Origin of the sequence: Afifella sp. IM 167, assembly GCF_020144925.1 — a bacterium.
Lineage (GTDB): Bacteria > Pseudomonadota > Alphaproteobacteria > Rhizobiales > Afifellaceae > Afifella.
In genome coordinates, this window is the sequence record NZ_NSLC01000022.1 from 1 (window position 1) to 777 (window position 777).

The window sequence follows — 777 nt, forward strand, 5'->3', positions numbered from 1 at the left end:
TGCTGGATGGACTCATCAAGAGATTTACCCATCTCTTTCAAATGGCATATATACTCCAAAAAGTGAACATCATCCTCGCTATATTGTCGCCAATTCTTCTCGTCTTTTTTAAAGGAATATCCTTGTTCTTCAAGCATTTGAGAGTATTTTCTAACGGTGACTGGCTCTATCGAAAGTCGCTTTGCAACATCTTTGCTCGAGTAATACAAATCGTTTCTCATATCGAATCACCTCTCCGAAGGAATTCGCTATGAATGACAAAATAGCCTTTTCCTAAAAGCAAAAAAATAGACCTCCCTTGAACACTTGGATTGGTCGATAGGGAAGGTCTACTTTTTGGTTAGGTCTATTCTGCTTCCTAGAGCCAACCCCTTATTTGAGGTCGATAAGAATATTATATTACTTATTTAGCAAAGACCAAATAAAACGTTGTCGGCTTCGTCTCTTTTCTGGAGAAGTGATCCACGAATATTTTTCCTCATAAGCTTCAATATCACTTTCTAAATATAAAGCAGTCCGACCATTCGCAACAAACTGAACCGGCTTCGGAAAATCATTTTCATCTTTCTTTTCATGAATGCTCTGTCTTGGCATTTGCCATCTTGTCGTCAAGTCAGAAATCGTTAATAATTTTGGGATTTCATTCATGGTTTTTTCACCTCTCCTTTTTTCGGATTTTGATAGTTTCACAAGTTCGGAAAGAACGCAGTGCCCATTTATACACTGACAAGTGTCAGTGCGTCCCATGGGGTCGCCCTTCGGCGACTAAATAACGGC

General features: G+C 39.3%; 2 protein-coding genes. Both read right to left on the bottom strand.

Annotated elements, in window-relative coordinates:
• Window positions 1-221, bottom strand: a 221-nt coding sequence (locus CLD20_RS19930) for a MerR family transcriptional regulator (protein WP_224408429.1), incomplete at its 3' end; no start/stop codon positions are given.
• A gap of 178 nt (window positions 222-399) precedes the next feature.
• Window positions 400-747, bottom strand: a complete 348-nt coding sequence (locus tag CLD20_RS19935; RefSeq protein ID WP_165483681.1) for an AlpA family transcriptional regulator — start codon at window positions 745-747, stop codon at window positions 400-402.
• Window positions 748-777: the final 30 nt, after the last annotated feature.

Coding starts and splice junctions, on each gene's coding strand:
- CLD20_RS19935 (WP_165483681.1), bottom strand. CDS start 747: ATGGGACGCACTGACACTTGTCAGTGTATAAATGGGCACTGCGTTCTT.